General features: G+C 60.2%; 1 protein-coding gene. It reads left to right on the forward strand.

Annotated elements, in window-relative coordinates; translation table 11 throughout:
- The coding region (locus tag AC0L3B_RS39865; protein ID WP_473383409.1) for a hypothetical protein at positions 1 to 256 on the forward strand (256 nt) is incomplete at both ends.

Consider the following 256-nt stretch of genomic DNA (forward strand, 5'->3'; position numbering starts at 1 on the left):
CGCCTGTTCCAGGAACAAGCCACCTCCTTCAATTTGCCGCCGGGTGATGTGTCGTTGCGCCTCAAGCTGCTGCCGGGCCAGACCCCGGGCTGCCTGCCGGGCATGCTCGCGCCGCCGGCACAGAACATCACGCTCAAAGCCGGAGATGTACTGGTTCAACTGGTTGAGCTGCTCTACATGGGCCTTGAGTTGCGCGTGTTCGGCATTGGCAGCGCAAAACTTATGCACAATTTTGGTAAAGCCGCGCAGCAGCTTG

This window comes from Bradyrhizobium sp. Kon56, from assembly GCF_055807635.1.